The following is a 25323-nucleotide window of genomic DNA, read 5'->3' as shown; positions in this document are numbered from 1 at the left end:
GGTTTTGCTTGTTTCTCTTGTCGATGTGGACTCAGGCATTGCTCGTCGCGCGAACCTCAGCCATGGTGGTGATGCCTTGCAGAACCTTGAGGATGCCGTCCTGGCGCAGGGATTGCATGCCCTCGGCCAGGGCCGTCTGCAACAGCTCTTCGGCGCGAGCGCCGGTCTGGATCTGGCGGCGCAGCACTTTGGAGACCACCAGCAACTCATGCAGGCCGGCCCGGCCCTTGTAGCCGGTTTGATCGCAGACCTCGCAGCCGGGGCTGTGGTAATGCAGGATTTGCCCCTTATGGCCATAACTCTTGACCCAATCGTCCAGCACGCTTTGGCGCGAGGGGCGCTGCTCATTCGGGTAGATGTGCAGATAGTCGTCCAGCCATTCCTGCAGGCCGGCCTCGGCAATCGGCTTGGAAGTTCGGCAGGAGGGGCACAGCCGCCGCACCAGGCGCTGGGCCAGCACGGCCAGCAGGGAGTCGGCGAAGTTGAAGGGGTCCATGCCCATGTCCAGCAGACGGGTGATGGTTTCCGCCGCGCTATTCGTGTGCAGGGTGGACATCACCAGGTGGCCGGTCAGCGAGGCCTCGACGGCGATCTCGCCGGTCTCTTCGTCGCGGATTTCGCCCACCATGATCACATCCGGGTCGGCTCGCAAAAATGCGCGCAAGGCCTTGGCAAAGGTCCAGTCGATCTTGGGGTTGACCTGGACCTGGCGCAGGCCGGCCTGGGTGATTTCCACCGGGTCCTCGGCCGTCCAGATCTTGCGGTCCGGCGTGTTGATATAGCTCATCGCCGAGTGCAGGGTGGTGGTCTTGCCCGAGCCGGTTGGGCCCACGCAAAGCACCATGCCGTAGGGGCGGCTGACGGCTTTCTTCAACTCACTCAGATTGCGGGTGGTCAGGCCCAGTTTTTCCAGCGGGATGGGTTTGGACGAGGCAAGCAAGCGCATCACCACGTCTTCCAAGCCGTTGTTGGTGGGGATGGTGGCGACCCGCAGTTCCAGCTTGTGCTGGGGGGAGAAGCGGGCGAAGTTGATCTTGCCGTCCTGCGGCTTGCGGCGCTCGGAGATATCGAGTTCGCACATGATCTTGATGCGCGCGATCATGGCGTTGCGGTAGGTATTGGGCAGCTCCAGATAGGGCTTGAGCACGCCGTCCTTGCGGAAGCGGATCTTGAGCTTCTCTTTGCCCGGATAGGTCTCGATATGGATGTCGGACACGCCCTGGCTGCTGGCCTCGATGATCATGGTGTTGATCAGACGCACCAGGGAGTTGTCGCTCTGCTCCAGCGGCACTTCCTCATCGCGGCCCCCGCGGTCCTGCACCTCGCGCTCCAGGGTCTCGATCAGCTGATCGGCCTTGTCCAGCGAGAAGTCGATCGCCTGGTAGCTGCCGGGCGTCAGCTCGCTGCGGGCGATGGCGTCGCCGCCATAGCGCTCGTAGGTGCTTGGGATGGCGCTGAGCAAGGTGCCGACCTTGGTCAGCGTGGGTGTGACCTTGAGCTGGGCGATGAACTCGATCTCGTCCAGGGCCTCGCGCCGGGTCGGGTCTTCCATGGCCACGATCAAGCGGCCATCGCGCAGCAGCAGAGGCAGCACGTCCAGGCGCTTGGCCACGGCATAGGGGATTTTTTTGACCGCGTCGGGTTCGATGGCAAAGCTGGCCACATCGACGATGGGGTAGCCCATCTTGCGCGCCAGGGCGGACTGCAAGGCCTGGCGGGTGACGATGCCTTTGCGCACCAGCAGCTCGCCCAGGGGCACGGAGCGGTCGCCGCGTTGCAGCTCCAGTGCGTGCTCCAGCTGCTCCTCGGTGATCAGCTCCAGGGCCAGCAAGGCCTCGCCGATACGCACCATGGGCATGCGGGCCTGCTGCTCGATGGCGATCATCAGCTGCTCGGCGCTGACGATGCTCTCGGCCACCAGAATGTCGCCGACGCGGCGCGAGCGCAGGCTTTGCTGCTCGCTGGCGGCTTCGTTGATCTGGGCGGCGGTGGCCAAGTTTTCTTTCACCAGCACATCGCCGATGCGCTCGCCGATTTCGAAATGGTCCAGCACCTCGCGGGGGACGAAGACGCGGTAGACCGAGTCGTCCGCATCGCTGATGGGTGGGAAGAGAAAGAGGCCTAAGTCGTCCTGGCAATGGCCGATGGTGCGGCCCTTGAGTTCGCCGCCGCCCACGAAAAAGAGCTTGAACTCGCTGCGTGGGCGTGAATCCAGCTTGAGCACATCGTCGGCCGGGTCGATTTCACGCGGCGCCGCGACGATGGGTCGCAAGAGCTTGAGGGCGCGGAACTGCCCGAACTTGAGCGGCATGGCGTTGCGGGCCGGTGGCACCAGCACCTGGGCCACCCGGTCTTGGGGCGCCATCAGAATCAGATGGCCGGGATTGCGGCTGCCATTCAGGCCCAAGACCTCGCAGGGTTCGGGCGTGCTTTGTGCCTTGGCGCGCGGGTAGGCCGCAAAGGGCGGCATGGGCCAGACGAAATTGAGTTTGCCCGTGGCATTGTTGGCTTCGGCCGAGCCGGCAGGGGCTTCGCCGTGGGGCCAGTTCAGCGGGGCAGACAAATCGGGCATTCATTCCTCCGGACAGGGTTTGAGTGGAACGTTTGAGCGACGTCCCGGCTCTACGGCTCTTTGCGCCTTCGATGCTACTGCCTGAGGGCCACGTCAAAGCGCTGAATTGGCGGGCACAGAGCCTACAGCTTCACTCTTCACTGTAGTGGCGCCAGCGCTCGCTGGCCTGGCGCATCAGCTGCACCTGTTTGAGAAAACGTGGGCAGGCCTTGCAGATCAGCATATGCATGCGCACGGCCACACGCTCGCCCAGCGAGAGGGGTTTTTCCTGGGCCAGCAGGACCAGCTCGGTCACCTCGCGGCAATTGGGCCTGAGCTTCACAGCGCCCCTCCTTGTTCTTGGGTTTGTGGGGCCCGTGCCCCGAACCAGTTGAGCTGCAGGCATTCGCGCAGGCGCAGCCGGGCCCTGTGCAGCATGACCCAGAGATTGGTCGCGCTGATGTCCAAAGCCTTACAGATTTCTTCTGTGTCCAGCTCCAGCCATTCCCGCATCATGAACAAACGCCCTTGCTGACCGGGCAGATGTTCCACGCAAGCCTCCAGCACCCGCATGAAGTCCAGCTGGCGCAGGCAATGCTCGGGGTCGCCCCAGTCCTGCGGCGTCTCGCGCCAATGGCCGTTGGGATGGAAGAGATCTTCGTCGAGGTCCTGACCATCTTCGGCCGTGGTCGACATCTCCTTGCTATTGCGGCGGATCTGATCGACCAGCTTGTGCTTGAGGATGCCGATCAACCAGGTCTTGAGCTGGGACTGACCGGCAAAACTCTGCGGCCGCTCCAGCGCGGCCAGCAAGGTGTCGGACACCGCGTCCTCCGCCCAGGCGGCGTTGCGCAACTGCAGCGTGGCGTACTTGAGCAACTGGGGCCTGAGCTTCTCCAGCTGCGGGGCCATCTCGGCCTGAATCGCTTTTGTTGCGGGCTCGGTCATGCGCGCTTTCGAGAATTTTTTCAGAACGCAGTGTAAGGACAGCGGGCCTTGTTGCGACACAAAGCTGTCGGATGCGGGCCGCACAAGCCGCCCGACTTTTTTGAATCCCAAATCTTGGAGTCCCTGATGAAAACCAATGTCTTGATCGCTTCCGCTCTGGCTTCTGTTTGCGCCCTGGGGCTGTTGTCGCCCGCCTCGGCCGCCGAAGAAAAGGCCGCCAAAGAAAAATGTTATGGCATCAGCAAGGCCGGGCAGAACGACTGCGCCAATCTGAGCGGCAGCCACTCCTGCGCCGGTCAGGCCACGGCGGCGATGACGCCGGATGAATGGAAGTATGTGCCCAAGGGCAGCTGCAAAAGCCTCAAAGGCCTGAGCGCTGCCGAGGCCAAGGCCGCCATGCCCGCTGCCGCAGCCGCCAAGAAGTCCTGAGGCAGACCCGCCATGCTCGGCAACTCGAATCTCCCGGTGGGCATAGGCTGGCGCCAGCCTCACTACCAGCAGCTGATGCTGGAACGGCCGGCCCTGGGCTTTCTGGAAGTGCATTCGGAGAACTTCTTCGCCGAGGGCGGCGCTGCCCTGAGCCTGCTGAGCGAGGCGCGCGAGCATTACGAGATCAGCCTGCATGGCGTCGGCTTGTCGCTGGGCTCGGCCTGTGGCTTGGACGCCTGGCATCTGGACCATTTGGCTCAGCTGGTGGAGCGCGTCCAGCCCTGCCGGGTGTCTGATCACGCCAGCTTTGCCCGTGTGCCTAGGCCGGGCGGCGCCGGTTTTCAACATGCCAGCGATCTGCTGCCCATCGCCTTCAGCCCTGCCAGCCTGGACCTGATGGTGGCTCATGTGCAAGAGGTGCAGGAGCGTTTGCGCCGGCCCCTGCTGGTGGAGAACCTCAGCGCCTATCTGGCTTGGGAGGTGGATGAGGCCATGAGCGAGCCTGAGTTCTTCAATCAACTGGCGCGGCGCAGCGGTTGCGGCCTGCTGCTGGACATCAACAACCTCTTCGTCAATGCCCGCAACAGCGGCGCGGCTCGGCCCGAGGCGCTGCAACAAGTGTGTGCCTGGATGGACGCGCTGCGGCCCGAGGCCGTGGCCGAGGTTCATCTGGCCGGCCATGCGGAGCTGGAGGACTTGGTGATCGACGATCACGGCAGCCGCGTCTGCGCCGAGGTCTGGCAGGCCTACCGTCACGGACTGCGACGCTTCGGCTCCGTGCCGACCCTGATCGAATGGGATACCGATCTGCCGCCCTTGAGCGTCTTGCTGGACGAGGCGCGCCTGGCCGCGCGGGCCATGGAGGGCTTGCAGCATGAGCCGGCTTGAGCTGCAGGCAGATCAGGCGGCCTTGGTCGCGGCCCTGAGTTCCAGCACCGTCGAGGTACAGGGTTTGCTGGGCTTGGGCCCGGCGGCTGCGGGCTTGAGGCGCGGTTTGCTGGCCTATCGCGTCAATGCCCAAGCCCTGGCTTGCCGGGCCTTGGCCGCCGTCTACAGCCCCTTGCGAGACTGGCTGGGTGCAGCGTCCTTCGAGGGCTTGGCCTGGGCCTTTTGGCGCGCCAGCCCGCCGCAGCGGGGCGACTTGGCGGAATGGGGCGAGGGCCTGGCGGACTTTTTGGCTGCCCAAGCCGAGATGGAGGCTTTGCCTTGCCAGCTAGCCCGTCTGTGCTGGGCCGCGCACCGGGTCGAAGCCGCGCGGGACGCCGAGCTGGATGCGCCCTCGCTGGCACTGTTGGCTCAGCGCGAGCCGCGAGACCTGGGCCTGCGACTGCGGCCGGGCGTCTGCCTGGTGCAAGCAAGCCCCGCGGCCTTGGCCTGCTGGCGCGGCGCGCCGGAGGCCGAGATCGAAGCGGGCGAGGAGCAAGCATGCCCCGTGCTGGTCTGGCGTCAGGCCTGGGTGGCCCGTGCTCGCGTCTTGGCTGCCGGTGAGCATGTTTTTTTGCAGGCTTTGTTGGCGGGTGAGGACCTGGACACCGCCTTGCACCTGGCCTTCAGCGCTCAGGCCGATTTTGACTTTGGCATTTGCCTGCAAACCCTGCTGCAAGAGGACTGCCTATGGGCGGCTTACGAGATCGAAACCAAGGAATCATGATGAACATGGCTTTGCAATACCTAGCGCTCGCGGCACGCGTTTTCTGCGACCCGGGGCGGCTCTCCTTGCGTTCGCGCGAACTACCGGCTTGGCTGAGCGGAGGGCTGGGCGCGGCCCAGTCTCTGGCCCTCTTGCTGGCCCGGCTGTTTGTAGCGCAAGTCTTTTTTCTCTCGGGCCTGACCAAGCTGCGCGATTGGTCCGTCACCCTGGCCTTGTTTCAGGACGAGTACCAAGTCCCCCTCTTGCCGCCCGAGCTGGCGGCATACCTGGGCACGGCCGGAGAGCTGGCCTTGCCCGTCTTGCTGGTGCTGGGCCTGGGCGGGCGCTTCGCCGCCCTGGGCCTGAGCGTGGTCAATCTGATGGCGGTACTCAGCCTTGCCGAGATCGCCCCGGCGGCCCTGCTTGGCCATCAGCTCTGGGGCGTCTTGCTCCTGCTGCTGGGCTTGTTCGGGGCGGGGCGTCTCTCTGTGGATGAATTCTTGTTCCGGCCTAACAGAGGCTAATCACTCGCGTGGCTTGAAGCTGATGATGAGCACCGAGGGCACGCGACCATCGGTGTCACGCGGCAGCACGGCCGTCTTGTCGATGGCGCGCAGCACGGCGTTGTCCCATTCGGTGTCGCCGCTGGCCTTGAGGATTTTGCGCGAGATGATGTTGCCGTCCGGCGCGGTTCGCACCTCGACCTCGGCCACCGGGTTGGCGGCGCCCGTGTCGGGGTAGATGATGTTGGGGCGCACGCGCGCCTTGATACGGCCGGCATAGTTCGCCGAGGGGCCGGAGGACTGCAGGGCCGAGCCCGTGGCGTTCGGCGCGCCGGTCGCGCCTGCCATGCCCTGAATGCGGCGCAGGTTTTCCTGGCGCTGGGCTTCGGCCTTGGCCTCGCGGGCGGCGTCCTTTTTGGCGGCGGCTTCCTTGGCCAGCTTGTCCTGTTTTTGCTTCTCCAGCTTTTCTTGTTTTTGTTTTTCTTTCTCTTCGGCTGCCTTCTTCTCGGCCTTCTCGCGCTCTTTCTCGCGTTCCTTTTCTTTCTCCTTTTTGGCCAACTCTTCCTTCTTGCGCAGGGCCTCACGTTCGGCCTCGCGCTTGGCCTCTAGCTGCTCCTGCTTCTTTTTTTCCTTGGCCTTGGCGATGGCGATTTCCGCCTCGCGTTCGGCTTGCAAGTCTTCGGCGGGCGGGGGCGGAGGAGGCGCGAGCACCGGCTTGGGCGGCGGCGTGGGCTCGGCTTCGGGCTCAGGCTCGGGAGGGAGTTGTTCCTTGGGTGCCGCGGCTTGGGGCACGGCCGACCACAGTTCGGCCTCGAAGGCGGGCGGGGTTTCGGAGCGCCAGTGCACACCCGCGCTCAGCGCGGCCAGCAGGGCGGCGTGGGCGATGGCGGCAATGGCGAAGCCGCGGCCCAGGCCGGGATTGTCCGGCGGGCGCAGGGGATCGGGCGCGAAGGCGGGGCTCAGGCTGGGGCTCGTCATGCCAATCAGGGCTTGTGCTCGCTGCTTTCCGCCGGGCCGTTGCGCACGGCCAGGCCGACGCGCTGGATGCCGGCGCTTTGCAGAATGTCCATCACCTTGACGACGGCCTCGTACTTGACGCTTTTGTCGGCCGAGATCACCACCGGCGTCGTCGCTTCACCGGCCTGGGCGGACTTGACCCGCTCGGCCAAACGGTTGATTTGCAGGGACTCGGGTTCCTGCTTGTCCAGCTTGATCTTGAGCTTCTCGTCGGCGCCCACGATGACGTGGATCACATGCTGAGGCTGGGTCTTGCTGCGGCCCACGCTGGGCAGGTCCACCAGGCCGGTGGTGATCAGAGGCGCGCTGACCATGAAGATGATGAGTAGCACCAACATCACATCGATGAAGGGCACCATATTGATTTCGTTGATGGTACGGCGGCGGCGCGAGCCGCGCGAGCTGATGGCAGCCATGGCGATGACCTGAGCCGCTGCTTAGCGCGTGCCAGCGCCGGTGCCTGCGATAGGCTGGCTGGCGTTGCGTTGCAGGATATTGGAGAACTCCTCGATGAAGGACTCCAGGGTGATGGCGCTGCGGTCGATCTGGCGCGCAAAGCGGTTGTAGGCCAGCACGGCGGGAATAGCGGCGAACAGGCCGATGGCTGTGGCCACCAGGGCTTCGGCAATACCGGGGGCCACCGTGGCCAGGGTCACCTGCTGCAGATTGGACAGGCCGACGAAGGCGTGCATGATGCCCCAGATGGTGCCGAACAGCCCCACATAGGGCGAGACCGAACCGACCGAGGCGAGGAAGGAGAGATTGCTTTCCATCGCATCCAGCTCGCGCTGGAAGCTGGCGCGCATGGCGCGGCGGGCGCCGTCCAGCAAGGCGGTGGGCTCGGTCACGCGGCGTTCACGCAGCTTCAAGAACTCGCGCATGCCGGAGGCGAAGATGCGCTCCAGCGGTGCGCCCTCGGTCTTGTTGGCCACGCCGTTGTAAAGCTCGTTGAGGTTTTTGCCCGACCAGAACTCCTGCTCAAAAGCCTCGTTGCCGCTGTTGATGCGCGAGATGGCGGTGAACTTGCTGAAGATCACGCTCCAGCTGGCCAAGGACATGAAGAGCAAGGCGGCAATCACCAGTTGCACGGGCAGGCTGGCATGCAGGATCAGGGCGACGATGGACAGGTCTTGGTTCATGAGCTTTGGGCGGGCTTGGTCGGGTTCTCGATGGCCTCGATCAGCGAGGCCGGAATACGGCAGGGCTTGAAGTCTAGTGGCTCGGCGGCCGGGCTCGTGCGAGGGCTGTTCTCGGCCTCGACATTGCTGCGCACGCAGCCGATGCGAATCTCGCCTTCGGCCAGCAAGGTCTCGCCGCGCCAGGCTTGCTGGAACAAGACCATGCTGGCCCGGCCCAGTTCGCGTGCCTCGACGGTGATGCGCAGCCAATCGTCCAGGCGCGCCGGCCGCAGATACTTCACTTGCGTGCTGCCGACGATGAACATCACCCGCTCCTGGTGCCGCATGGCTTCTTGCTCAAAGCCCAGGCTGCGCAGCCATTCGGTGCGGGCACGCTCGAAGAATTTCAGGTAGTTGGCATAGAAGACCACGCCACCGGCGTCGGTGTCTTCCCAGTAGATGCGCAGGGAATGTTGGAACAGCAAGCTCATTCGGTGTGAGTGGGGTTGGCGCGGTAGCGAGGCAGTACCTCGGCCAGGCGGGCGACGGTTGCTTGCAAATCTTCCATGCTGCTGGCGAAAGACAGGCGCAGCCAGCGCTCGGCTCCCTGGCGGCCAAAATCGCGGCCGGGTGTCAGCGCAATTTGGGCGCTACGCATCAGCTCGAAAGCAAGGTCCCAACTATTGGCGCAGAACTCGCTGCAATCCATCCAGACGTAGAAAGCCCCATCGGGCGGAACCGGCACCTGCAGGCCCAGGGCTTGCAAGGCCGGCACGATGTAGTCGCGCCGGGCACGGAACTCCTCCCGGCGCTGCTCATAAATGGCCATTGCGGCAGGCTCGAAGCAGGCCAGGGCGGCATGCTGGGCGATGCTGGAGGGGCAGATGAAGAAGTTCTGCGCCAGCTTCTCGATCGGCGCCACCAAGGCCGGCGGCAGCACCAGCCAGCCCAGGCGCCAGCCGGTCATGCCGAAGTATTTGGAAAAGCTGTTGACCGAGATTACATCGTCACCCAAGCCCAAAGCCGAGGCTTCAAAGCGCGGGTCGTAGCTCAGGCCCAGATAGATTTCGTCGACGATGGTGAGGCCCCCGCGCTCGCGCACCGCTTCCACGATGGCGCGCAGCTCGGCCGGCTCAATCGAGGTGCCGGTGGGGTTGCTGGGTGAGGCCAGCAAGACGGCTCGGGTGTGTTCGTTCCAGGCCTGGCGGATCTGTGCGCTGCTGGGCTGGAAGCGTTGCTCGGGGCCGGTGGGCAGCAGCACCGGCGTCGCGTCCGTGCCGGCCACGAAATGGCGGTTGCAGGGATAGCAGGGGTCGGGCATCAACACCTCGTCGCCCGCCTCGAACAATGCTTGGCAAACGAGTTGCAAGCCGGCCGAGGCACCGGCCGTGATGACGATGCGATCGGGCGTTATGGCGAGGCCAAAGTGCTGTTGATACCAGTCCGACAAGGCCTGGCGCAATTCCGGCAGGCCTGTGGCCGAGGTGTATTGGGTGCGGCCTGCTTCGATGCAGCGCTGGGCGGCGGCTTGCACCATGGGCGGGGCGCCGAAGTCGGGTTCGCCGATATTCAGGTAAATCATGCGCCGGCCGCCCTGGGCCGGGTCGCACAAGGGGCCGCGCGCCATCTCGGCGGCGGCCTTGGCACACTCCATCACATAAAAGGGCTCGATCTGATCAAGCCTGGTGGCCAGTTTCATTGCTGGAGTGGCCGCTCTTGCTTAGACCTTGCGCTTGGGTACTGCGGCGACTTCGGTCGGCCGCAGATCGGTGGCCGAGCGGTCCAGCACGCCGTTCACATACTTGTGACCATCGGTGCCGCCGAAGGACTTGGCCAGCTCGACGGCCTCGTTGATCGCCACCTTGTAGGGGATGTCGATGCAATGCTTGAGCTCGTAGGCGCCGATCATCAGCACGCCGTGCTCGATGGGCGAGAGCTCGGTGGTCTTGCGATCCACATGGCGGGCCAGCACGGCGTCCAGGTCGGCGGCCTCCAGGATGCAGCCGTTCAGCAGAGCGTCGAAATGGCTGCGGTCGGCCTTGTCGAAGTCCTCTTGCTCGCGCATATGGGCGTCGATGGTGGCGACGTCGTCACCGGTGATCAGCCACTGGTACAGGCCTTGCAGGGCCAGCTCACGCGAGCGGCGGCGAGCCGACTTGGGCTGTGCGCGCTTGGTCGCGGGTTTCTTGGCAGGCGTAGGGGTCGGGGCGCTGTCGTTCGTGCTCACTGCAGTTCTTCCATCAAATTGGCCATCTCGACCGCTACTCGCGCCGCGTCGCGGCCTTTTTCTTCGGCTCGCGCCCAAGCTTGTTCTTCGTTCTCGACCGTCAGGATCGCATTGGCGATCGGGGTCTGGAAATCCAGGGCGATGCGGGTCACTGCGGCGCCGCTCTCGTTGGCGACCAGCTCGAAGTGATAGGTCTCGCCGCGGATGATGCAGCCCAGGGCCACCAAGGCGTCGTAGTCCTCGCTATCGGCCATGGCCAGCAGGGCCACCGGCACTTCCAGCGCGCCGGGCACCGTCACATGGCGGATATGGCTCTCGGCCACGCCCAGGGCCAGCAACTCGGCCACGCAGGCATCGGCCAGGGCCTGGGTGATGGCGTTGTTGAAGCGCGCTTGCACGATGCCAATGCGCAGGTCCTCACCTTGGAGGGAGCCCGCCGTGGCCGTGCCTTTGTCGGATCCTTGCATATTCGCTTGCTCTCTTCTTTTTTGGGGAGGGTGTTCAGGCTTGCGCGTCGGCGGCCACAAAGCCGGTGACTTCAAGTCCATAGCCGGTCATGCTGGGCATGCGGCGTGGGCTGCCCAGCAGGCGCATGCGGTGCACGCCCAGCTCGCGCAGGATCTGGGCGCCGACACCGTAGGTCCGCAGGTCCATGATCTTGGCGGGGGTTTGTTCGCTGGCTTGTTCTGGCAGCAGGCGGCCCAGCAGGCTGCCGGCATCGTCGCCGCAATTGAGCAGAACGGCGACGCCGCCCTTGCTCTTCTTCAGTTCGGCCAGGGCGGCGGGCAGGGGCCAGGAATGACCACCGGCCTGCACATCCAGCAGATCCAGCACCGACAGGGGCTCGTGCACACGCACCAGCACCTCGTCGCTGGACTCCCAAGCGCCATGGCTCAGGGTCAGATGGGTGCCGCCGGTGCGGTCTTGGAAGACGGCGCAGTCGAACTCGCCCTGGGCCGTTTGCAGCTTGCGTTCACCCACGCGTTTGACCAGGGTTTCGTTGCGGCTGCGGTGTTCGATCAGATCGGCAATGGTGCCGATCTTGAGGCCATGCTCTTTGGCGAACTCGACCAGATCGGGCAGGCGAGCCATGGTGCCGTCGTCCTTCATGATCTCGCAGATCACGGCGGCGGGCGTCAGGCCCGCCATCTTGGACAGATCGCAGCCGGCTTCGGTATGGCCGGCGCGCATCAGCACGCCGCCGTCCTGGGCCTGCAGGGGGAAGATATGGCCGGGCTGCACCAGATCGCGGGCTTGGGCGTCGCGGGCCACGGCGGCCTGTACCGTGCGGGCACGGTCGGCGGCCGAGATGCCGGTGGTGACGCCGGTGGCCGCCTCGATGGAGACCGTGAAGGCGGTCGCATGCTTGGTGCCGTTGCGGCTGGCCATGGGCGGCAGATTGAGCCGCTCGCAGCGTTCGCGGGTGAGGGTCAGGCAGATCAGGCCACGGCCAAACTTGGCCATGAAATTGATCGCCTCGGGTGTGACGTGGTCGGCGGCGAGGACGAGGTCGCCCTCGTTTTCGCGGTCCTCTTCGTCAACCAGAATAACCATGCGGCCAGCGGCCAGCTCGGCAACGAGCTCGTGTACGGGTGAGATGGGCATCCCCCGATTGTAGGCGGGCGCGGGCCTGCTCTGGGTTTAAACCCTAGATCCAGTTCTCAATCCGCGCGGCTTTTCGGCTGCGGCTCAGTCCTATCCTGCGATGTGCCTGGCCCGCAGGCGCAGATCCACCCCGACTGGCGAGCACTCCAGCCAGCGCCATTGCAAGGCCTGATCCAGGCTTTGGAACTCGCCAATCTCGGCCATGCCCAGTCCAGCGCCCAGCATTTTTGGCGCCAGATAGAGCAGCAATTCGTCCACCAGACCTTCGCGCAGCAGAGAGCCGTTGAGCTTGGCGCCGGCCTCCACATGCAACTCGTTGATGCCGCGTCGGCCCAGGTCTTTGAGCACATCCGCCAACTCGACTTTGCCCTGGGCATTGGGCAGGCGGCACAGTTCAGCGCCGGCAGCCTGCAGCGGGGCGGCGTTCGGATGCGTGTCGGGGTCGACGGCGCAGTAGATCAAGACCTGACCCCCACCGGAGTCGCGATCCAGCAGCTTGGCCTGCGGGCTGGTTTGCAGGCGCGAGTCGATCAGCACCCGCATGGGTTGGCGGGCCGTGGGCACCAGGCGCACATCCAGACGGGGGTCGTCATCGCGCACCGTGCCGTAGCCGGTCAGCACCGCGCCGGCGCGGCGGCGCCAGGCGTGGCCGTCGGTGCGGGCGGCGCTGTCGGTGATCCATTGGCTTTGCCCATTGCGCAAAGCGGTCTGGCCGTCCAGCGAGGCGGCGATTTTCATGCGCACAAAGGGCTGGCCGCGCTGCATGCGGGAGAAAAAGCCGATATTCATCTCCAGCGCCGCTTCGGCCAGCAGGCCGGTTTCGGTCTGGATGCCGGCTGCGGCCAGGCGTGCCATTCCCTGGCCTGCCACCTGTGGATTGGGGTCGACCAGGGCGGCCACAACGCGACCCAGGCCAGCGGCAACCAAGGCCTCACAGCAGGGCGGCGTCCGGCCGTAGTGGGCACAGGGCTCCAGCGTCACGTAAGCGATGGCGCCGCGCACATCCGCGCCTCGGGCCTGGGCGTCGCGCAAGGCCATCACCTCGGCATGGGCCTGGCCAGCTCCCTGGGTGTGGCCGCTGCCCAGCACCCGGCCCTGGGCGTCGGTAATGACGCAGCCGACCCTGGGGTTGGGGTCGGACAGACCCACGGCCTGCTCGGCCAAGGCCAGGGCATGCTGCATGGCGCTTAGATCGCTGGCGTGCTGCTCCGGCCAGGCGGCTGCTTTGCTCATGGCTTAGGCCTCAGTCCCAGGGTGCGGCTTCGGCCGCTGCGGGGTTGCTTGCCAGCTCCAAGGCCACCGCACCCGGCACCGGCAGGGCGGCCAGGGCCGCGCCGGAGGCCAGGAAGTCGTGCTCGCCGCCCAGGCCTTCCAGCAGCTCAGGGATCAGCTTGCTCAACTCGCCGGTGGCCAGGGCCGCATCGGCGTCAAAGGCTTCGTCCTTCTCGGGCGAATCGCGGCCTTCAAAGGCCAAGTCCAGGAAGGAGATTTTCTTGATCTGCAGGGTGTCGGTGAGCATGAAGGAGACGCGGTCTTTCCAGCTCATGGCCAGGCGGGTGGGGGCCTTGCCGCCGGCCAGATGCTGGCGCACTTCCTCGATGTCCAGGGCATGGCGGGCGTAGCGCACCACGGACTTCATCTCGTCGCCGCTCTTGAGTTCGCACTCGCGGTCTATGGTGAAGCCGGCCGGTGGCACGCCGTCCATCAACCAAGCCGTCATGCAGACGGCGGGGGACTCGGCGGTTTGCAAGAGGTGCAGCTGCAGGCCAGCCAGTTCCTTGATCAGCAAGCTGACCACTTCTTCGGCGCGGCTGGCACTGCTGGCGTCAATCATCAGCAGTTGTTGGGCCGGGTCAATCCAGACCTTGATGCTGGACTGCTTGGTGAAGGCCATGGGCAGCAGTTCCAACGTGGCCTGTTCCTTCAGCTCCTTGGTCTGCTTCTTGCCGGGCTTGCGGCCGGTTTCCAGCTCGACCCGGGCGGCCATCTCGTCGGTGCGGCGTTTGACCACCGAGCCGGGCAGCACCCGCTGCTCCAGCTTGAGCTTCATCAGCCAGTGGCCGCCAATGTCTTCGACCAGGGGGGCGTGGGGGATGTCGCGCGGCGGGGCCCAGCCCATGGACTGGGCTTGGGTGGCGCCACATTCGACGAAAACGGTTTTCTCGAGGGCTTCTTCAATCTGCGGGACGGTGGCCTGCCAGTTCGGGCCGATGCGGTAAACCATCAGGTTCTTGAACACTGCTGCAATCCTTTGACAACCATGCGTTGCTTGCTGTGCCTCGCCGGGTGTTGTTGAACCCGGGGGCGGAAAAGCTGCGATTGTCTCAGGCTTGGCGGCCGCTCCGAATGAGCGAGGGTTGCGGCTCAGGGCGGCGGCTGATGTAGAACCGTGGCGGTATTGCTGAACCAGCCCAGGCTGGGGTCAACGCCATGCCCCGTGGGGCAAGTCTCGCCTTGGGGGATGACCAGAAAATTCTGTCGAGTCAGGGCGCTGTCCACCTTGATGTAGTCGGCGGGATGCTCGGCATTGCTGGTCTTGCCGTCACCGTCATAGTCGGCGCTGTAGCGGCAGATGGTCTTGGCGCCGGGGCCGCTTAGCGGGATGTCCGTGATGTTGAGTCGGCCACTCCAGAGCGCGGTCGTGCTGATCTTGGGGTAGACGATGCAGTAATAGGCCACATAGGTCTGGGTTGTCAGCGCGCTATAGGGTGCGTCATGGAAGCATTGGTAGCTGGGCAGCAGGGTGGGCTCGTCGCTGCGCAGCAAGTCCAAGTTCATGGGCAGGGCCGTGCCTAGCGGATTGCCGGGGTCGCTGGGCGAGGCGGCCGAGAAACGGACGAAGCCGCTGAGCAAGAAACCCAGCGCGTTGTTGCGGCAGGCGTCGACATCGATGGGCGAAATATTGGCCAGCGGGGTGTTGGGTAGATTGCAGACGCCGGTGATCACGCCGGTCAGGTTGTTGAAAACCCAGACCGTGGCGGTGTTGGGCGAGGGTCTGAACACGCTGCTCTTGTCCCCCAGGTCTTTGGCGCCTACCGGAATCGAGGCGTCGCGCCCGCCGGGGCGGCGCACCGGCGTGGCCTCAGGGGCCAGCCCCAGTGCGACGCCCAGGGAGGGAGGGCTGCGCGACAAAATGCTGTCCAGCGTGACGATTTGCGCGCCTTCGCTGCGGTCGGCCCAAGTCACGCTGACGCGAATGTCCAGTCTTTGGGTCGCCAGCGTACCTGCTGGCGCGGGTTGGACCAGGCGCACGACGGTGAAGGTGGTGTTGGTGTCGGCGTCGCTGACCGAGATGGGATCGTTGAGGTCGCGATTGACGATGCTGTCAAAGGCCAGGATCTCGGGCTTGTCGGGGTCGGGCGTCAACAGCGCGAAGCTGCGCAGCCATTCCATTTCTTGCTGGGCCAGACGCACAGCCTCACCTCTTTGCTTGGCCAGGTCGGCGCCGCGCCGCATGCTGTTTTGCAGGCCTGCCAAGGCCAACATGCCAAAGGCCATGATGAGCAAGGCGACCAGGGCTTCGATCAAGGCCACGCCGCGGGGCTGCCGAGACTTGTGAGTGCCTTGCTTGCTCATGGCGAGTCAAACCAGCTGCCAGGCACGCGCACAAAGCTGCCTGTTCGATTGCTCAACTCATCCATCACCTTGCCCTCGTACCAGAGGTCGATGACTCCGCTCGTGCTGAGCGCTCCGGCTACCAGCATCGCGCCTTTGAGTTGAGCTGGCATGGCGCTGCCATTGCTCCAGTCAAGATTGCCATTCGCGAATAACAGGCCAGTCAGGCGCATGGGGCCGTTCAGTTGCACGGCCCCATCGGCCACGATCAGCATGGGGCTGGTGTCTGCGCCCAGGGTGACATTGCTATTGATGGTGAGCGGCCCATCGATCCAGGCCATGCGCGCCCCGGCGTCATAGGCCTGCTGGAGTGTCGGGCCACAATCGCCAGCCGGGCAGCCGATGCGACGCAGGGCCGCTTGCTCGCGGTAGCTCGCTCGGCTCATGCCGAAGAACATGCGGAACAGGGCCTCGCCGTCTTTGGCCGTGCCATCGGGGTTCTTCAGGCTGGGGTCGTCAAAGATCAGGGCTTGGCGGCCCGGCGTGCCGGGCAGGCTTTCCAGGCGCGTTTCATCGAGGCCGCTGGTCTGGCTGCTGCCCAAGGCTGAGCTGAGCAAAAGGCCGTTGCTGCGTGGCGCGGCGTTGTGAAGGCCAATGCCTGAGGCGCCCAGACTCATCGCCCCGGTGAGGGTCAAGGGCGTGGCGGGCGGGTTTTTCAAGGCACTGAGCAGGGCGAGGTCTACCGTCACCAAGCTGACCCCGACGGAGGCCTGGACGGCGAAGTTGTCTGATTCAATACATTCGGCGCTGCCACTGCTGGAGCAACCTTCTGAAATCAGGCGAATAATTCCTGGCCGGGGAACGGTGGCCGGCAACGGGCCTGGCGTTGCGGAGGTGAAGGATAGGGCGAAGCGGGGTTGCAGGTTCTGTGCGTCATTCAATGCGACCTGGGTGGGGAGGGCGGGTGGGTTGCCCATGGGGCAGCGGCAGGTCCAGCCCGCGGCCTCATTGCGAACGCAGTCGGCCACTCTGTTTTTGTAAATAACCGGCGCGACCACGGTTCGATCGCCGGCATTGATGTTCAGGTAGCGCTCGCGAAAGCTGTTGGCGCCGACGGCGCTCACCTGGCAATTGGCGTCTATCTTGACCCCGTTGAGTAGGGCGATCGCCCACTCCACTCCCGCTTCGGCCGCTTCTTGCGACACCCCTGCGCGAAAATAGTTGCCCGCAATCTTTTGTTCAAAAATCAGATTGCGGCTTCCATAGGCCGCCATCATGGCCATGATGAGAAAGAGCACCATCACCACGACCAAGGTGGCCGTACCTTGCTGGCGGCGAGGGCTGGGCGACTTCATGGTGCGCATACCCCGGTGACGGCATCATTGCGAGTGCGGTCCTTGAGCTTCAAGGTACGCACGATTTGTGGGTCGTGCTTGGCTTGGGCGCTCAGGGCGATTTCAAAGTAGTTGATCGTCAGCTGCGGGGGGCAGTTGGCCAGTCCCCCGCAGGGTTTCTCGCAAAGATCGGGCAAGGGCAGGAGTTGCGGCTTGAGAATGACGCTGAAATTGGTGACCAGCAAAACCTCTTTGTCGGTCAAAGGCTGCCAATTGCCATTGGTGAATTCAAACTGCAGGACCTTGTCGGAGACGCGAAAGCCGAAGAGCTCCTGGTTTCCCGCAAGGTTGTCCTCTGCGGCCGCTGACGATGTCGAGTAGGCGTATTGCACCTGGTTCTGATCTTCATTGACCCTGGTTCGGATCGCATAGTTATTGACTGGCAAGGGTGCGGCGGACCCCGGGGCCCACACAAACTGGGCCGATTGCCGCATCGCCCCAGCCCGGCGCAGCTCGCGAAGCATCAAATCGGCGGCTGCCCGCAAATCCTGTTGCACCTGGGTTTCTAGAACCAGTCTGCGGTGTTCGCTGAGTTGCTGGGTCATCATCAGGCTGGCACCCGCCACCACAATCATGCCGACCGTGATGCCCACCATCATCTCGATCAGGCTCAGGCCTTGCTGAGCCTGGGCGGTGTCGGAGCGCTGGCGGTGTGTCAGGCGCATGACTGAACCCCGCTGAAACTGCCGTCCGGGCAGCAGAGCTTGACCCGACCCATGCCATTGAGCTCGATCTGCAGCTTGGGCTGGCTGCCTCGGCTGCTGGATATCAGCACTTTCAGGTCGGCCGCCGAGGGATCCATATGCAGGGGCCGGAACTGCAGTCCGGTCAGGCCGGAGGCAATCGCAAGCGGCGTCAGCACCTTGATGGTGACCCCTGAGCTTTTGGAAATCTGGGCGGTCTTGATTTCGGTCAGGCCTATGGTGCCGGCGCAGGCGGTGCCGATTTCGCGGGTGCAGTCGCAGCGATCAATGGCGCCGGTCCGTTGGACGATGACGTAGCAGCTCATCTCCGCGTTTTGCTTAAAGTAGGTGTAGATGCCCACGGATTTCAGCCCCGACTCGGATCTGGCAAAGGCCAAATCGCTGGCCAACTCGGCCGCAACCAACTGCACTCGTTTGCGCGCCAACATATCGCCGAACGACGGGATGGCTACGGCCAGCACAATCCCCATGACGGCGATGACCACCATCAGCTCCACCAGGGACAGGCCCCGGCGTGCTCGATCACTGAGGTTCAGCTGGGCCAGCATTTGGACTTGCTGTCGTTGCCGGCGCTGTCTTGCGCCTTGTATTTCAGATTGCCCCCGCTCATTTCAATCGACATCTGTGCGCAATCGCTGTCCTTGGCCTGGGGGCTGCCGGAGCTGGCTTGTGCGGTGGCGATGTAGCCGAAGTTGTAGCTGGGCGGGTCACCGACACCGCTCAGGCTCAATGTGTAGTGCCCGCCAGGTGACAAGCTATTGTTCAGTCCCAGCTTGAGATCGTCCAGAACACTGAGGTAGCTGCTGCGATTGCTGCGCATGCGCTCCTGCGCCTGGGCAATGGCGCTGAGCGCGCTGATGGCGTCGGATCGCCGACTCTTGGCAATGTATTTTTGATAGCTGGGCAGGGCCACGGCCATCAAGATGCCCACGATCACCACAACAAACATCAGCTCAATCAAGGTGAAACCCTGGATTCGGGATGCGGGTATTTCCCCGCTCAGCCGAAGTCGCTGGAGCAGTGTGTTTGGCGAGTTACTGCAAGCAGGCCACATGGGCGGATTATGGAAAGGCGCGTGTGAATTGGCTGTCAGTAGTTCGCGCCGCTTGTCTGCTGAATACAACCGTTGATCGGATTTCTTCCAAACAGGTGACATCCCCACGATTGAGACTTGATTTCTTTGTTAGCGGAGCCATCGGTGCGCAATTCATGGTCCGTTGGTGCCGCCGACCTTGTTCAGCAAGCCGGATATTGACCCATGCTGGCATTGGGGCTGCAACTGCGAACGCGGCCAGCGACGCTGATGATTTGCCGAATGGAATCACCCTCCTGGGTGCTGAGGTCGATGCTGGCGGTGGGTGTCACTGCGCCTTGCTTGGCGCTGAAGCTCAGATGGCTGGATTTGGTTCTTAACCCGATCTTCTGCTCGCTGGGCAGCCATTGGGACTTGAGGGCCCTGGCGCCGCCGGTGCAAACGGCGACGCCACTGGCATCGCAATGGCACTGCTTGCTGGGCCCGGTGTAGACGATGTAGCAAGCACCCTGGCTTTGTTGTTCAAAGAGCAGATTGACGTTTTCGGTACCGAGCAAGGCCTCATGGCGGGCGTGCTTCAAGTCCATCATCAAGGTCTGCGCGTGCAGGTTCAGGCGTTGCCTCTGCTTCATGCGCTCCAGCGCCGGAACGGCTTGCGAAAGCAGCACGGCACTGATGCACAAGCCGGTGAGCAGCTCAATCAGGCTCAGGCCCCGGTTGTGGCGCTTGCTGCTGAACTGAATGAAGTGGGTGGCGCGCATCTCGGACTCCTGCTGAACTTGCTCGGGGCGATGAGCAAAATCTAGGCGTTCGAGGGGGCGACTTCTGTCCTGCTGAAGGGGGCACGAGCTCCCTCCGATGGGGGAGGGGGCTGGGGGGGGGAGGTTTAGATCTCCCGGATCAGCTTGTGGAATTCATCCACATCTTCAAAGCTGCGATAAACCGAGGCAAAGCGCACATAAGCCACCTTGTCGATGCGCTTGAGTTCGCGCATCACCAACTCACCCAGGCGGGTGGAGGGCAGTTCGCGGGCACCGCTGGTCAGCAGGGTTTCTTCAATCTTGGCCAGGGCGGCGTCGATCTGTTCGATGCTTACCGGCCGCTTGCGCAAGGCCAATTGCATGGAGGCGCGCAGCTTCTTGGGGTCGAAGTCGGCGCGGGTGCCGTCCTTTTTGACCACCACGGGCAGGGCGATTTCGGCCCGCTCGTAGGTGGTGAAGCGCTTGTCGCAGGCCAAGCAACGGCGACGCCGCCGCACCACATCGCCTTCATCCGACTCACGTGTCTCGGAGACCTGGGTTTCGGTATGACTGCAAAAGGGGCAACGCATCGCCGGGCTGGCCTTTGAGTTTTATTAGCGGTAGACGGGGAAATCGCGGGTCAGTGCGGCCACTTTGGCGCGCACGGCTGCGAGATTGGCTTCGTCATGCGGCTTGTCCAGCACGTCGGCGATCAGGTGAGCGGTGGCGCGCACCTGTTCTTCCTTGAAACCGCGCGTGGTCATGGCCGGTGTGCCCAGACGGATGCCGCTGGTGACCATGGGCTTTTGCGGGTCGTTGGGGATGCCGTTTTTGTTGCAGGTCATATGGGCTGCGCCCAGGATGGCCTCGGCTTCCTTGCCGGTCAGGTTCTTGGGGCGCAGGTCCACCAACATGACATGGCTCTCAGTGCCGCCCGAGACGATGCGCAGACCGCGTTCGATCAAGGTGTCGGCCAGGACCTTGGCGTTCTTGACCACTTGGGCTTGGTAGGCCTTGAACTCGGGCGTCAGCGCTTCCTTGAAGGCCACGGCCTTGCCGGCGATGACGTGCATCAGGGGGCCGCCCTGGATGCCGGGGAAAATGGCCGAGTTGATCTTCTTGGCGATCGCTTCGTCATTGCACAAGATGATGCCGCCGCGGGGGCCGCGCAGGCTCTTGTGGGTGGTGGAGGTCACCACATCGGCATGGGGCACCGGGTTGGGGTAGACGCCGGCGGCGATCAGGCCTGCATAGTGGGCCATGTCCACCATGAAATAGGCGCCGATTTCCTTGGCGATCTTGCCAAAGCGCTCGAAGTCGATGCGCAGGCTGTAGGCCGAGGCACCGGCGATGATGAGCTTGGGCTTCTTCTCGCGGGCCAGGGCTTCCATGGCGTCGTAGTCGATCTCTTCCTTGGCGTTCAGGCCGTAGGAGATGACGTTGAACCATTTGCCGCTCATATTCAGGGCCATGCCGTGGGTCAGGTGACCGCCTTCGGCCAAGCTCATGCCCATGATGGTGTCGCCGGGCTGCAGCAGGGCAAAAAACACGCCCTGATTGGCTTGCGAGCCGGAATTGGGCTGCACATTGGCGTAGTTGGCGCCGAAGAGCTCCTTCAGGCGGTCAATGGCCAGTTGCTCGACCACGTCCACGTACTCGCAGCCACCGTAGTAGCGCTTGCCGGGATAGCCTTCGGCGTACTTATTGGTCAGCTGGCTGCCCTGGGCCTGCATGACGGCCGGCGAGGTGTAGTTCTCGGAGGCGATCAGCTCGATATGGTCTTCTTGACGCTGGTTCTCGTTTTGGACGGCTGCCCACAGATCGGGGTCAACTTGGGCAAGGGTAGAGGTGCTGCGATCAAACATGATGGTGGCTGAGCTTTGAAGTGGAGTTTCTGGCGAACGCAAATCTTGGGTTGGACCCATGAATGCGCTGCAGAACTGCCCAGGCGAACGGCTTGATGCGGTCTCGGACACAGTCCAGAGATCGTTCGCGCTTCCCGGTGGTCCACCACCTCGGGTCGATTGACTTGGCTAGAAGCCGCTCAACCTTTTATCGCCAGTCGCGCGAAGCGTGAAGTGTAGCCTCAGCTGAAGCGCAGCCGAGCCGTTCTTACTGAACCAGGGCGACCTTTTCGGCCTGCACAGGGCTGTCGCCGCCGGCCAAGGGGCTGGCACTGGCCAGGGGCACGGGTGCGGCGTCGCGCATGGGCTTGGCCTGCACGGGGCGACCTGTGGCCACGCTCTTCATCTGTCCGTGAATCTCCATCACCCGGGCGGCATAGCCCGCATCATCCGGCAGGTTGGCCGCGCCGACGTAGTAACGCAGGCCTTCCTCGACGCTGCCCGCGCGCTGGATGCATTCTTTGAGTACCTGCACGCCAACGCGCAGGTTGGTGATCGGATCGAAGGCCGCCAGATTGCCGCCAAAGGCTTCGTACTTGTCGTTGTGTACGCTGGTCATCACCTGCATCAAACCTTGCGCACCCACGGGGCTTTGCGCAAAGGGGTTGAAACTGGACTCCACGGCCATGATGGCCAGGATCAAGGTCGGTTCGACCTGGGCTTTCTGGCCAATCGCCCAGGCTTCCTGGACCAGGCGGCTGATGGGCTCGGGTGCCACCTTGTAGCGGCGCGACAACCACATGGCCACGGCCGCTTGTTGACGCGGTAGGTCTTTGGGGTCGGCGGCGGTGGCGCGCTCGACGGCATTGGGCTCGGCGGCGGAAAGCGGGGCGCTGCCATCGGCCAGGGCGCGCGCTTCTTCGCGGGCATTGAGCCAGCCCAGGGCTTGCTCTTCGAGGTTCTTGCGCAAATCGGCTTGGCTGGCAAACACCAGACCCAGGGCCACAACGGCCAAGCCCACCAGGGCCAAACTGTTATGACTGACGACCAACAGGCCTTGGCCGATGTCCTTGATGAACAAGGACAGGGTGGCACGAGTGCCACGCACCAAGGATAAAAGATCACGACGTGCTGTCATGCGACTCCTTCGTTCTGCGGCGCTTCGCGCCCGGCCGAGGCCAGGCGTTGCAAGCGCGACAGTGATAATCGGTCGATCCTTCCACTGGCTTTTGTCTTGCCTGAGGGCAGGACAAAAGACGCCAAGTGGTCGACCTTCATCGGCAGCGGGGTGCCTCCAGGCACTGGGGCCGAAGGCACGGGTTAACCCTGGGATTCCCAAAGTTTCGGAAATTCTAGGGAGCAAAAATAACTCGTCAAGCTTTAGACAATGCTTTGATATTACCAAAAGATATGAAGTACAGAGATTTGCGTGACTTTATCCGCCGTCTGGAGGACATCCAGGAACTGCGGCGCATTGCCGAGCCGGTCTCGCCTGTGCTTGAGATGACGGCCCTCAGCGACCGAGTCTTGCGCGCCGAAGGTCCTGCCCTCTTGTTTGAGCGGCCCACCGGCCACAAGACCCCGGCCTTGACCAATTTGTTCGGCACCACCCGTCGTGTGGCCCTGGGCATGGGCGCAGAGAGCCTGCGGGAGTTGCGGGACGTCGGCCATGTGCTGGCCAGCCTCAAAGAGCCCGAGCCGCCCAAGGGGCTCAAGGATGCCGGTCGCTTGCTGAGCATGGCCAAGGCCCTGTGGGATATGAAGCCCAGCATGGTGCGCAAGGCGGCCTGCCAGGAGGAAGTGTTTGAAGGCAGCGAGGTCGATCTGAAGAAGCTGCCGATTCAAACCTGCTGGCCCGGCGATGTCGCGCCCTTGTTGACCTGGGGCTTGGTGGTGACGCGCGGCCCGCAAAGCATTGCTCAGCCGCGGCTGCGTCAGAACTTGGGTATCTACCGCCAGCAGCTGATAGGCCGCAATCGCTTGATCATGCGCTGGCTGGCCCACCGGGGCGGGGCGCTGGACTTCCGGGACTTCGCCTTGGCGAATCCCGGCAAGCCCTTCCCCATCGCCGTGGCCCTGGGCGCCGACCCAGCGACCATTTTGGGTGCGGTGACGCCGGTGCCGGACAGCTTGTCTGAATATCAGTTTGCCGGCTTGCTGCGGGGATCCCGAACCGAGTTGGTCGACAGCGGTGTGGGCGAGGGCGGCCGCATGTTGCAGGTCCCCGCCAGTGCAGAGATGGTGCTGGAGGGCCACATCCCGGTGGCGGCGTTAGGCTACACCGGCGTCAGCGAAGACGGCGTGCCGCTGAAGGAGAAGGGCGGTTATCTGCATGCGCTGGAAGGCCCCTACGGCGATCACACGGGCTATTACAACGAGCAGGACTGGTTCCCGGTCTTTGAGGTCGGCCGGCTGACCCAGCGGCCCGACCCGATTTACCACTCCACCTACACCGGCAAGCCGCCGGACGAGCCGGCCATCCTGGGCGTGGCGCTGAACGAGGTGTTCGTGCCGATTTTGCAAAAGCAGTTCAGCGAGATCGTCGATTTCTATCTGCCGCCAGAGGGCTGTAGCTACCGCATGGCGGTGATTTCGATCAAGAAGTCCTACCCCGGCCATGCCAAACGCCTGATGTTTGGCCTGTGGAGCTATCTGCGCCAGTTCATGTACACCAAGTTCATCGTGGTGGTGGATGAGGACATCAATGTGCGGGACTGGAAGGAAGTGGTTTGGGCCATCACCACCCGTATGGACCCGGTGCGGGATTGCACCTTGGTGGACAGCACGCCCATCGACTACCTGGACTTCGCCTCGCCCATCAGCGGTCTGGGCGGCAAGATGGGGCTGGATGCCACCAATAAATGGCCGGGTGAGACCAGCCGGGAATGGGGTCGGGCGATTGAGATGACACCCGAGGTGCAAAGCAAGGCCGATCAGATGTTCGATCGCCTTTTTTCGAGTAAATCTTGATTCGTCCTTGAATTGTTGATTGGGCTCACCTAGATTAAGGAGGCCTGTGCAAGGCAATCCCTCTGGCGCAATCATTGCGCGCCAGGAGCCCTCGGGCAAATCGCCTGAGAGCCCCATCGGTGGCGTCAGCCATCCACCCCTCTCCGCCTTCGGGTCGAGAGGGGTTTCTCTTTCCAGGGGTTTCTTTTTTCAGGGTGCTAAACCTCGGGTGACGCAGAGCTTGATCCGATTCAGCGGCCTGCCAGCAGCCCCAAGCCCTCGTACACCGCGTATTGCACCCGTTGCATGCCCTCCCAGCTTGGGAACCAATCCTCCCAGTCGGTCTGTCCGCCCTCGGCCGCCAAGCCCAGGGGCGCGGCGATGATTTCTAGCTCGCCTTGGCTTTCGGCCTGAAAGGCGCGCAAGGCTCTGGGCATATGCATATCGTGGGTGACCAGCAGGACCTTGTGTATGCCTTCGGCCTTGAGCAAGGGCAAGCTCAGCTTGGCGTTCTCCGCCGTGTCTCTGGACTTGCTCTCAACCCAGCGCAGGCGGCTCAGATACTCGTTTTGAACCGCGTCCTGGGCCAATTCGCCCTCGCTGACCCCGCGTTGCTTGGAGTTCCAGCCAATGCCGCCAGAAAAACCCAGGGGCGCTTGCAACTGGCGGGACAGCCAAACCCCATACTGAAGCCGCTCCAGGCTGAGGGTTTTCAGCCTTGGGCCCAGGTACTCAGGCGCCATTCGGCGGGCTCCCGCTCCCAGCACCAAGACAGCCACATCATGGTTTTGCAGGGATGAGCGCTTCAAATCGAGCAGCTGTTCCTTGCTCAGACCGGGCGGCACCCTCAAGAGATGGCTGGCCAAGAGCTGCCCTGTCGCGTCGGTGCAACTCATCCAAACCCCGAGCAGGCCAGCAAGCAAGAACCCCTTGCCCAAACGGCGTTTCCGCCCCTGCAAGCCCAGGCCCAGCAAGGCCAGCAGCAAGAAGGGCGTTGGTGGCAGCAGGGCTGCCAGGACAAAAGGTTTCAAATCATGGGGGGTCATGGCGCTTTCTATGCATATTCGATTGAGAAT

General features: G+C 63.7%; 28 protein-coding genes and 1 riboswitch. Of the genes, 5 read left to right on the top strand and 23 right to left on the bottom strand.

What is annotated here, in order from left to right; genetic code table 11:
* Positions 1 to 31 precede the first annotated feature (31 nt).
* The 3 genes from DBR47_RS20760 to DBR47_RS20750 form a co-directional block, all read right to left on the bottom strand.
* Positions 32 to 2572 carry a GspE/PulE family protein gene (locus tag DBR47_RS20760; protein ID WP_231512424.1) on the bottom strand — a complete coding sequence of 847 codons (2541 nt, stop codon included), beginning with the start codon at positions 2570 to 2572 and terminating at the stop codon, positions 32 to 34.
* Positions 2573 to 2702: 130 nt separating this feature from the next.
* Positions 2703 to 2894, bottom strand: a complete 192-nt coding sequence (locus tag DBR47_RS20755; protein ID WP_197047202.1) for a zf-HC2 domain-containing protein — start codon at positions 2892 to 2894, stop codon at positions 2703 to 2705.
* Entirely contained in the window at positions 2891 to 3499 is a 609-nt protein-coding gene (locus DBR47_RS20750; protein WP_124453685.1) for a sigma-70 family RNA polymerase sigma factor, read from the bottom strand. Before DBR47_RS20750 ends, DBR47_RS20755 begins: the two co-directional genes overlap by 4 nt.
* A gap of 126 nt (positions 3500 to 3625) precedes the next feature.
* On the opposite strand from DBR47_RS20750, the gene DBR47_RS20745 reads away from it, so the two are divergent.
* Genes DBR47_RS20745 through DBR47_RS20730 form a run of 4 tightly spaced genes read left to right on the top strand, consistent with a single transcriptional unit; the run spans position 3626 to position 6082 of the window.
* Positions 3626 to 3928 carry a DUF2282 domain-containing protein gene (locus DBR47_RS20745; protein ID WP_124453683.1) on the top strand — a complete coding sequence of 101 codons (303 nt, stop codon included), beginning with the start codon at positions 3626 to 3628 and terminating at the stop codon, positions 3926 to 3928.
* A 12-nt stretch (positions 3929 to 3940) separates the two neighbouring features.
* Entirely contained in the window at positions 3941 to 4816 is an 876-nt protein-coding gene (locus DBR47_RS20740) for a DUF692 domain-containing protein (protein WP_124453681.1), read from the top strand.
* Positions 4803 to 5579: a putative DNA-binding domain-containing protein gene (locus DBR47_RS20735; RefSeq protein WP_124453679.1), complete on the top strand. Its 777-nt coding sequence runs from the start codon at positions 4803 to 4805 to the stop codon at positions 5577 to 5579. The genes DBR47_RS20740 and DBR47_RS20735 overlap by 14 nt, the downstream gene beginning before the upstream one ends.
* Complete coding sequence (locus tag DBR47_RS20730; protein WP_231512423.1) at positions 5579 to 6082, top strand: DoxX family membrane protein; 504 nt, start codon at positions 5579 to 5581, stop codon at positions 6080 to 6082. Before DBR47_RS20735 ends, DBR47_RS20730 begins: the two co-directional genes overlap by 1 nt.
* Here the strand turns inward: DBR47_RS20730 and tolA are convergent, their stop codons facing one another.
* From tolA to DBR47_RS20635, 19 genes are all read right to left on the bottom strand, one after another.
* Positions 6083 to 7039 carry a cell envelope integrity protein TolA gene (tolA, locus tag DBR47_RS20725; protein ID WP_124453677.1) on the bottom strand — a complete coding sequence of 319 codons (957 nt, stop codon included), beginning with the start codon at positions 7037 to 7039 and terminating at the stop codon, positions 6083 to 6085.
* Positions 7040 to 7044: 5 nt separating this feature from the next.
* Positions 7045 to 7494: a protein TolR gene (tolR, locus tag DBR47_RS20720; protein ID WP_124453675.1), complete on the bottom strand. Its 450-nt coding sequence runs from the start codon at positions 7492 to 7494 to the stop codon at positions 7045 to 7047.
* Between the two features lie 21 nt (positions 7495 to 7515).
* Entirely contained in the window at positions 7516 to 8217 is a 702-nt protein-coding gene (tolQ, locus tag DBR47_RS20715) for a protein TolQ (RefSeq protein ID WP_124453673.1), read from the bottom strand.
* Positions 8214 to 8687 (bottom strand): tol-pal system-associated acyl-CoA thioesterase, encoded by a 474-nt coding sequence (ybgC, locus tag DBR47_RS20710; RefSeq protein WP_124453671.1) that lies wholly within the window; start codon positions 8685 to 8687, stop codon positions 8214 to 8216. Before ybgC ends, tolQ begins: the two co-directional genes overlap by 4 nt.
* Complete coding sequence (locus DBR47_RS20705; protein WP_124453669.1) at positions 8684 to 9895, bottom strand: pyridoxal phosphate-dependent aminotransferase; 1212 nt, start codon at positions 9893 to 9895, stop codon at positions 8684 to 8686. The genes ybgC and DBR47_RS20705 overlap by 4 nt, the downstream gene beginning before the upstream one ends.
* A 21-nt stretch (positions 9896 to 9916) precedes the next feature.
* The gene (gene nusB, locus DBR47_RS20700) at positions 9917 to 10423 is read right to left on the bottom strand and encodes a transcription antitermination factor NusB (protein ID WP_124453667.1); all 507 of its coding nucleotides are present in this window, start codon (positions 10421 to 10423) and stop codon (positions 9917 to 9919) included.
* Positions 10420 to 10890 carry a 6,7-dimethyl-8-ribityllumazine synthase gene (gene ribH / locus DBR47_RS20695; protein WP_124453665.1) on the bottom strand — a complete coding sequence of 157 codons (471 nt, stop codon included), beginning with the start codon at positions 10888 to 10890 and terminating at the stop codon, positions 10420 to 10422. The genes nusB and ribH overlap by 4 nt, the downstream gene beginning before the upstream one ends.
* A 34-nt stretch (positions 10891 to 10924) precedes the next feature.
* On the bottom strand, positions 10925 to 12028 hold the full coding sequence (gene ribBA / locus DBR47_RS20690; RefSeq protein ID WP_124453663.1) for a bifunctional 3,4-dihydroxy-2-butanone-4-phosphate synthase/GTP cyclohydrolase II: 1104 nt from the start codon (positions 12026 to 12028) through the stop codon (positions 10925 to 10927).
* Positions 12029 to 12118: 90 nt separating this feature from the next.
* Positions 12119 to 13261, bottom strand: coding sequence for a bifunctional diaminohydroxyphosphoribosylaminopyrimidine deaminase/5-amino-6-(5-phosphoribosylamino)uracil reductase RibD (gene ribD / locus DBR47_RS20685; RefSeq protein ID WP_124453661.1), 1143 nt, complete (start codon positions 13259 to 13261; stop codon positions 12119 to 12121).
* A 10-nt stretch (positions 13262 to 13271) separates the two neighbouring features.
* Positions 13272 to 14267: a recombination-associated protein RdgC gene (locus DBR47_RS20680; RefSeq protein WP_124453659.1), complete on the bottom strand. Its 996-nt coding sequence runs from the start codon at positions 14265 to 14267 to the stop codon at positions 13272 to 13274.
* A 125-nt stretch (positions 14268 to 14392) separates the two neighbouring features.
* Positions 14393 to 15604 (bottom strand): hypothetical protein, encoded by a 1212-nt coding sequence (locus DBR47_RS20675; RefSeq protein ID WP_124453657.1) that lies wholly within the window; start codon positions 15602 to 15604, stop codon positions 14393 to 14395.
* Positions 15601 to 16938 carry a PilX N-terminal domain-containing pilus assembly protein gene (locus tag DBR47_RS20670; RefSeq protein ID WP_124453655.1) on the bottom strand — a complete coding sequence of 446 codons (1338 nt, stop codon included), beginning with the start codon at positions 16936 to 16938 and terminating at the stop codon, positions 15601 to 15603. The genes DBR47_RS20675 and DBR47_RS20670 overlap by 4 nt, the downstream gene beginning before the upstream one ends.
* Complete coding sequence (locus DBR47_RS20665) at positions 16935 to 17642, bottom strand: PilW family protein (protein ID WP_124453653.1); 708 nt, start codon at positions 17640 to 17642, stop codon at positions 16935 to 16937. Before DBR47_RS20665 ends, DBR47_RS20670 begins: the two co-directional genes overlap by 4 nt.
* Entirely contained in the window at positions 17633 to 18229 is a 597-nt protein-coding gene (locus DBR47_RS20660; RefSeq protein ID WP_124453651.1) for a Tfp pilus assembly protein FimT/FimU, read from the bottom strand. Before DBR47_RS20660 ends, DBR47_RS20665 begins: the two co-directional genes overlap by 10 nt.
* Positions 18214 to 18642, bottom strand: coding sequence for a type IV pilin protein (locus tag DBR47_RS25280; protein WP_370454939.1), 429 nt, complete (start codon positions 18640 to 18642; stop codon positions 18214 to 18216). Before DBR47_RS25280 ends, DBR47_RS20660 begins: the two co-directional genes overlap by 16 nt.
* A 275-nt stretch (positions 18643 to 18917) precedes the next feature.
* Complete coding sequence (locus DBR47_RS20650) at positions 18918 to 19475, bottom strand: GspH/FimT family pseudopilin (RefSeq protein ID WP_124453647.1); 558 nt, start codon at positions 19473 to 19475, stop codon at positions 18918 to 18920.
* A 125-nt stretch (positions 19476 to 19600) separates the two neighbouring features.
* A complete protein-coding gene (gene nrdR / locus DBR47_RS20645) occupies positions 19601 to 20044 on the bottom strand; it encodes a transcriptional regulator NrdR (RefSeq protein WP_124453645.1) in 444 nt (147 codons plus the stop codon).
* Between the two features lie 24 nt (positions 20045 to 20068).
* A complete protein-coding gene (gene glyA, locus DBR47_RS20640; RefSeq protein WP_124453643.1) occupies positions 20069 to 21319 on the bottom strand; it encodes a serine hydroxymethyltransferase in 1251 nt (416 codons plus the stop codon).
* A 70-nt stretch (positions 21320 to 21389) separates the two neighbouring features.
* Positions 21390 to 21530, bottom strand: a riboswitch (ZMP/ZTP riboswitch).
* Between the two features lie 36 nt (positions 21531 to 21566).
* Positions 21567 to 22436 (bottom strand): lytic transglycosylase domain-containing protein, encoded by an 870-nt coding sequence (locus tag DBR47_RS20635; protein WP_124453641.1) that lies wholly within the window; start codon positions 22434 to 22436, stop codon positions 21567 to 21569.
* A gap of 272 nt (positions 22437 to 22708) precedes the next feature.
* Between DBR47_RS20635 and DBR47_RS20630 the strand changes: the two genes are divergently transcribed.
* On the top strand, positions 22709 to 24268 hold the full coding sequence (locus DBR47_RS20630) for a UbiD family decarboxylase domain-containing protein (RefSeq protein WP_124453639.1): 1560 nt from the start codon (positions 22709 to 22711) through the stop codon (positions 24266 to 24268).
* A gap of 230 nt (positions 24269 to 24498) precedes the next feature.
* Here DBR47_RS20630 and DBR47_RS20625 read toward each other — a convergent pair whose 3' ends face one another.
* A complete protein-coding gene (locus tag DBR47_RS20625) occupies positions 24499 to 25293 on the bottom strand; it encodes a YdcF family protein (RefSeq protein WP_124453638.1) in 795 nt (264 codons plus the stop codon).
* Between the last annotated feature and the right edge of the window lie 30 nt (positions 25294 to 25323).

Origin of the sequence: Paucibacter sp. KBW04, assembly GCF_003852425.1 — a bacterium.
GTDB lineage: Bacteria > Pseudomonadota > Gammaproteobacteria > Burkholderiales > Burkholderiaceae_C > Paucibacter_A.
This window is presented reverse-complemented; position numbering and strand designations above follow the sequence as displayed.

What these genes read in the sequence shown, in the direction of transcription:
- DBR47_RS20760 (WP_231512424.1), bottom strand. Translation starts at nt 2,572, where the DNA reads ATGCCCGATTTGTCTGCCCCGCTGAACTGGCCCCACGGCGAAGCCCCT.
- DBR47_RS20750 (WP_124453685.1), bottom strand. Translation starts at nt 3,499, where the DNA reads ATGACCGAGCCCGCAACAAAAGCGATTCAGGCCGAGATGGCCCCGCAG.
- DBR47_RS20745 (WP_124453683.1), top strand. Translation starts at nt 3,626, where the DNA reads ATGAAAACCAATGTCTTGATCGCTTCCGCTCTGGCTTCTGTTTGCGCC.
- DBR47_RS20740 (WP_124453681.1), top strand. Translation starts at nt 3,941, where the DNA reads ATGCTCGGCAACTCGAATCTCCCGGTGGGCATAGGCTGGCGCCAGCCT.
- DBR47_RS20735 (WP_124453679.1), top strand. Translation starts at nt 4,803, where the DNA reads ATGAGCCGGCTTGAGCTGCAGGCAGATCAGGCGGCCTTGGTCGCGGCC.
- DBR47_RS20730 (WP_231512423.1), top strand. Translation starts at nt 5,579, where the DNA reads ATGAACATGGCTTTGCAATACCTAGCGCTCGCGGCACGCGTTTTCTGC.
- tolA (WP_124453677.1), bottom strand. Translation starts at nt 7,039, where the DNA reads ATGACGAGCCCCAGCCTGAGCCCCGCCTTCGCGCCCGATCCCCTGCGC.
- tolR (WP_124453675.1), bottom strand. Translation starts at nt 7,494, where the DNA reads ATGGCTGCCATCAGCTCGCGCGGCTCGCGCCGCCGCCGTACCATCAAC.
- tolQ (WP_124453673.1), bottom strand. Translation starts at nt 8,217, where the DNA reads ATGAACCAAGACCTGTCCATCGTCGCCCTGATCCTGCATGCCAGCCTG.
- ybgC (WP_124453671.1), bottom strand. Translation starts at nt 8,687, where the DNA reads ATGAGCTTGCTGTTCCAACATTCCCTGCGCATCTACTGGGAAGACACC.
- DBR47_RS20705 (WP_124453669.1), bottom strand. Translation starts at nt 9,895, where the DNA reads ATGAAACTGGCCACCAGGCTTGATCAGATCGAGCCCTTTTATGTGATG.
- ribH (WP_124453665.1), bottom strand. Translation starts at nt 10,890, where the DNA reads ATGCAAGGATCCGACAAAGGCACGGCCACGGCGGGCTCCCTCCAAGGT.
- ribBA (WP_124453663.1), bottom strand. Translation starts at nt 12,028, where the DNA reads ATGCCCATCTCACCCGTACACGAGCTCGTTGCCGAGCTGGCCGCTGGC.
- ribD (WP_124453661.1), bottom strand. Translation starts at nt 13,261, where the DNA reads ATGAGCAAAGCAGCCGCCTGGCCGGAGCAGCACGCCAGCGATCTAAGC.
- DBR47_RS20675 (WP_124453657.1), bottom strand. Translation starts at nt 15,604, where the DNA reads ATGAGCAAGCAAGGCACTCACAAGTCTCGGCAGCCCCGCGGCGTGGCC.
- DBR47_RS20670 (WP_124453655.1), bottom strand. Translation starts at nt 16,938, where the DNA reads ATGAAGTCGCCCAGCCCTCGCCGCCAGCAAGGTACGGCCACCTTGGTC.
- DBR47_RS20665 (WP_124453653.1), bottom strand. Translation starts at nt 17,642, where the DNA reads ATGCGCCTGACACACCGCCAGCGCTCCGACACCGCCCAGGCTCAGCAA.
- DBR47_RS20660 (WP_124453651.1), bottom strand. Translation starts at nt 18,229, where the DNA reads ATGCTGGCCCAGCTGAACCTCAGTGATCGAGCACGCCGGGGCCTGTCC.
- DBR47_RS20650 (WP_124453647.1), bottom strand. Translation starts at nt 19,475, where the DNA reads ATGCGCGCCACCCACTTCATTCAGTTCAGCAGCAAGCGCCACAACCGG.
- nrdR (WP_124453645.1), bottom strand. Translation starts at nt 20,044, where the DNA reads ATGCGTTGCCCCTTTTGCAGTCATACCGAAACCCAGGTCTCCGAGACA.
- glyA (WP_124453643.1), bottom strand. Translation starts at nt 21,319, where the DNA reads ATGTTTGATCGCAGCACCTCTACCCTTGCCCAAGTTGACCCCGATCTG.
- DBR47_RS20635 (WP_124453641.1), bottom strand. Translation starts at nt 22,436, where the DNA reads ATGACAGCACGTCGTGATCTTTTATCCTTGGTGCGTGGCACTCGTGCC.
- DBR47_RS20630 (WP_124453639.1), top strand. Translation starts at nt 22,709, where the DNA reads ATGAAGTACAGAGATTTGCGTGACTTTATCCGCCGTCTGGAGGACATC.
- DBR47_RS20625 (WP_124453638.1), bottom strand. Translation starts at nt 25,293, where the DNA reads ATGACCCCCCATGATTTGAAACCTTTTGTCCTGGCAGCCCTGCTGCCA.